The organism is Phenylobacterium sp. (assembly GCF_044372605.1).
Lineage (GTDB): Bacteria > Pseudomonadota > Alphaproteobacteria > Caulobacterales > Caulobacteraceae > Phenylobacterium.
Genome location: NZ_JBILRO010000260.1, coordinates 1 through 4,572, shown reverse-complemented (window position 1 = coordinate 4,572; position 4,572 = coordinate 1). Strand labels below are relative to the sequence as shown.

Annotated in this window: 5 protein-coding genes; 3 read left to right on the top strand and 2 right to left on the bottom strand. The window is 66.1% G+C overall.

Going from position 1 to position 4,572, the window contains the following annotated elements; genetic code table 11:
* Window positions 1–162: 162 nt before the first annotated feature.
* A complete protein-coding gene (locus tag ACIQ42_RS16235) occupies window positions 163–648 on the top strand; it encodes an Hpt domain-containing protein (protein WP_397423287.1) in 486 nt (161 codons plus the stop codon).
* 4 nt (window positions 649–652) lie between these two features.
* Here ACIQ42_RS16235 and ACIQ42_RS16230 read toward each other — a convergent pair whose 3' ends face one another.
* Window positions 653–1,438 (bottom strand): NUDIX hydrolase, encoded by a 786-nt coding sequence (locus ACIQ42_RS16230; RefSeq protein WP_397423286.1) that lies wholly within the window; start codon window positions 1,436–1,438, stop codon window positions 653–655.
* A 41-nt stretch (window positions 1,439–1,479) separates the two neighbouring features.
* On the bottom strand, window positions 1,480–2,619 hold the full coding sequence (locus ACIQ42_RS16225; protein ID WP_397423285.1) for a DUF2336 domain-containing protein: 1,140 nt from the start codon (window positions 2,617–2,619) through the stop codon (window positions 1,480–1,482).
* A 114-nt stretch (window positions 2,620–2,733) separates the two neighbouring features.
* On the opposite strand from ACIQ42_RS16225, the gene ACIQ42_RS16220 reads away from it, so the two are divergent.
* Complete coding sequence (locus ACIQ42_RS16220) at window positions 2,734–3,933, top strand: CaiB/BaiF CoA transferase family protein (protein ID WP_397423284.1); 1,200 nt, start codon at window positions 2,734–2,736, stop codon at window positions 3,931–3,933.
* Window positions 3,934–4,081: 148 nt separating this feature from the next.
* On the top strand, window positions 4,082–4,572 hold a 491-nt coding region (locus ACIQ42_RS16215), incomplete at its 3' end, for an MFS transporter (RefSeq protein WP_397423283.1).

Sequence of the window (4,572 nt, the reverse complement as noted above, 5' to 3'; positions counted from 1 at the left end):
CATCGCCGAAGACCGCGAAGTTGCTGTCTGCATGCTGTTCGACGCTGGCCGCAGCCTTGGTGAGCGAGTGCTGGCCGAGCAGTTTTCTGCCTGATCTCCCGTCTTTCGCGGCTCATTAACGGGTTCGCCCTATGGTTACGGCGTTATCCGTAGGAGAGCGCCTTGAGCCAGCCCAAGTTTGGTCAAACCATCCAGGCCCCCAACGCCTTGCGTATGCGCGTCGGTTCAGGACGGATGGGGGGCATCGACCCGGCCGCTATCGCCAAGGCAGAAGCCGCGCTGAAGAGCCTGTCCGGCAACTTCGCCCAGTGGCTCAACGACGAAATCGCCAAGCTGGAGCGTGTACGCGCAACCATTCGCAGCGAGGGACCCAGCCTCGAGAACATGGAATCTCTCTACCTGCGCGCCCACGACCTGAAGGGTCTGGGCGCCACCTATGGATTTCCGCTTATCACCCGGATTGCAGGGCTGCTTTGTCGCCTGATCGACGACAAATCCAAGCGCCTGGAAGCGCCGATGGGCCTGATCGATGCTCACATCGATGCTATCAAGGCCGCTGTCCGCGACGGCATCAAGACCGACGAGCATCCGGTAGGCAGTATTCTCGTCAAGGAACTGGAAAGCCGGATCCAGAAGCTCGGCGCCTGATTCCTCAGCCTCCGATACGCGACATCGGCTCGGCGACGTCGCCGTAGCCGGCATCCGGCGGCAGCACCAGAAAACGGGACTCGCCGCGAACCTCCACCTGGGGCAGAACCGTGACCAGCGTCCGGGCCTCGGCCCGGGCCACGCAGTCGGCCGCGTCGCGCGCTTCTGCCAGAAGCTGTACATTCATCCGCGTCGGGAAGATCACGGTGCGTTCGCCGGCCGCCTCCATGCGCAGGATCTCCGCAGGTGCGATCCACTCCGCATCTACCGTCTCGCGCCCGTCGCAAGCCGCCACCTGATCGGATGGCGCGCGCACCGCATAGAACCACGTGTCGAAACGTTTCGGCATCATCACCGGGGTGATCCAGCGTGCAAACACGGTCAGGGCGTCCAGACGTAGTTGCACCCCCAGGTCCCGCACCACATCGAGAAACGCCGTCTCGCCGCGATCAACCGCCTCGCGTACCGAAAGGTCGCAGGCCTCGCCGAAGGTCGACCCGTCCCGCCGATCCGCCAGCAGGATGCCCGCCTCCTCGAACGCCTCGCGAATCGCTCCGATGCGGAGCACCCGCTGCTCGTCATCAAAAGCGTCCCATCCGAGACAATGGTCAGACCAGGCGGGATCCTGATCGCCAGCGTGCATCTTGCCGCCTGGAAACACGAGCGCGCCAGAGGCGAAGTCGATCTGATGATGGCGCTTGACCATCAACACTTCGAAGGCTGGCGCATCGCGCAGCAGCAGGATGGTGGCTGACAGCTTGGTTTCAGCGGGCTGGGGAGTCGTGCTCATGGTCGCCAGCTTGGAACCTGGTTCCGCAAGAGGCAAGCGCCTCAGGCGACGAGTTCCACCTCACGCATCGCCAGCGCACCCTCGCTCATACGCTGCAACAGATAGTCGACGTCCTCACGGGCCACGGATTCGGGCTGGGTCAGGAAACGCTCCAGCATCCGCTGCTGGAACCGCGCCTGATCCTGTGCGCCACCGTCGAACTCCATGGCGTGAAAGGTATCGACTGCGGCGCGGAAGGCAGGGAACAGACGGGCCGGCAATCCCGCCCTCTCATAGATGGCGCGAAGGCCCAGAGGCCCGGCATCATGGATCATCAGCCAGGTGCGGTGATGCGGGATACCGGCCAGTTCAGCCACGCCCCACTCGAAGAACGTCATGTGTCCGTGGGCCAAGCCGCGTAGCAACAACGACGCGGTAAGTCGCCGCTGGGTGTGCAGATGCCCGACGAACGCCTTGACGTCCGCCGTGCGTCCAGCCTGATCGACCAGATCAACCGTCAGACGCTCGGCCGCGCCTGTGGCGAGTTCCAGCGCCTGGGCGGCGCTGACTGAGTGATGAGCGACCAGATGCGTACGCACCTGATCCGACACCAGTGTCACCAGTCGTTCTGTAATGGAAAGCGGCAGTACCGCGCGGTAGGCCACAGCGGCAAGCACCTGTTCCGAGGCCGCAAACCGGTCGATCACCCGGCCAAGCGCCGAGGCGGCGAAATCCGCTCCGGGATTGGCGCAGGCCGCCGCCACGGCGCGCTCGCCGCCATGCTCGGCCACGCTGTCGGTGACTACGCGCGACAGGATCGGGCGTTTGGCCACCGCGAGCTGTCGCACCGGACCGCCCAGCCGCACGATATCGGCCAGATCATCGTCCGTGAACGCCGGCGAAAACATCAGCATCGGCAGGGAGACCGCCTCCACGTCCCGCGCCAGTCGCATGGCCACGTCGCGCGGCACGACCGGAGAAGACCTGAGTGTCTCGGAAATGGCCGCGCGCACCAGTTCGGCCGCATCCGCCGCCATTACCCGCAGGATATCCGCCGCCAGCGCGCGATCGTCGTCGCTCAGGGGCTGCCGCTCGATGGTGACGCAGAGCTTGCGCGCGGCGCGGGCGCGCTCGTCCGGCGTGGCGCCTTTCACCAGCGTCCGGATATCCTCATCCGTCAGCGCTGATCGCGTCATCGCCATCGACGACCCATCCCCTGCCCAAGGCGGAACCGGAGTCCCGACGGTCAACAGTGCCGGTGGCGCCTTAACGAAAGATTGCCATGCCGCTAGACTGGCCAAAACAGGAGTGAAGGCGTGCTGCTCAAGGGTCTCAAGGTCATCGATTTTTCCGCCTACATCGCCGGTCCCGGCGCGGCATGCATCCTTGGCGACTGGGGGGCCGAAGTGATCAAGGTGGAGCGGCCTGGCGGCGATTCCATGCGCCATGTGTTCGGTGACCTGAAGAGCGATCTGGGCGCCAACCCGATCTTCGACCTGGATAACCGCGGCAAGCGGGGGATCGTCCTGGATATCACCCAACCGGAAGGCCGCGAGGCGCTCGCGAAGCTGGCTGAAGGCGCGGACGTGTTCCTCACCAATGTGCGGCCCGTATCCCTGAAGCGCTATGGCCTCGACGATGCCACCTTGCGCGCCGCCAATGCGCGCCTCGTCTACGCCGTGATAACCGGCTATGGCCTCGAGGGTCCGGAAGCGCACAAGCCCGGCTTCGACGTCACCGCCTTCTGGGCCCGCGCTGGCGTGGCCAATATGATGGCGCCCAAGGGGACGGAACCCTTCATGCTGCGCACGGGTTTCGGCGATCACACCACCTCGCTGGCCACCGTTTCGGCGATCCTGGCCGCCCTTTACGAGCGGGAAAAGACCGGGGTCGGGCGACTGGTGCAGACGTCGCTGCTGGGCACCGGCATCTGGACCGTCAGCTCCGACCTCGCGGTCCAGCTGAAATTCGGCCGCCTGGCCTCGAACCGCCCCCGCAACAATCCCGTCAACGCCATGTCCAACTTCTACAGGAGCTCAGACGACCGCTGGTTCATCCACAATCCCCGCGGCTCCAGTGGCGGCTGGGAAAAGTTCTGCGCCGTCGCCGGCTGCCCGGATCTGGTGACCGACGAGCGCTTCGCCACCGGCAAGGCGCGGCGCGAAAACGCCCGACCGCTCACCGAAGCGTTCGACGCCGCCTTCTCCGCCCTGCCCTTTGACGAGATCGCACGCCGGCTCGACGAGGCCGACCTTGTCTGGTCCGCCGTCCAGACCCCGGCCGACGTCGCCGCTGACCCCCAGGCCGCCGCCGCCGGCGCTTTCATCGACGTCGAGGACGGCCAGGGCGGAACCTTCCGCTCCCCCGCCGCCCCGGCCCGATTCCCCGGCGCAGACGCCACAGTTCGCCCGCGCGCGCCAAAACTGGGCGAACACACCCGCGAAGTGCTGGCCGAGCTAGGCTACGGCGAGGCAGCAATCGAGGCCATGCTGACGGCCGGGGCTGCCGTGGCTTGATTTCCACGGTCGGGACCCGAGGGTCTCACGGACACGTTCGTTTTTTCGGATGGTACCCGGATCCTGACGGAGCCGGGCCTGCACAGAAGCTCATGGGGCGGAACCGCATGGTTGCTTCCGCCCGCCCCTGCCTGTTAGGCCCCAAGCCATGAGCGAGGTCGAGCCCCCCGACGGTAGCCGCCCAGCCACCCGAGACTGGCTGGTGCCAGCCATCATTGGTTCGGCGCTGCTGATGCAGACTCTGAACGCCACGGTGATCGCCAATGCGCTGCCGGCCATGGCGAAGACCTTCGGGGCCGAGCCGCTCAGACTCAACATCGCCATCACGGTCTATCTGCTGTCGGCGGCGATCTTCCTGCCGCTCAGCGGGTGGCTCGCGGACCGGTTCGGGGCGCGGCGCGTGTTCATGAGTTCCATCGTGCTTTACGCCGTAGGCGCGATGGCCTGCGGGTTCTCCGAGACCCTGTGGCAGCTGATCGCCGCACGGTTCATTCAGGGGGCCGCTGGCGCCACCCTGATGCCGGTGGGGCGGCTGGTGCTGCTGCGCACCACGCCCAAACGAGAGCTGGTGGGGGCGCTGTCTATCGTCACCATGCCGGCGCTGCTGGGGCCTGTAGTCGGGCCCGTACTGGGCGGCGC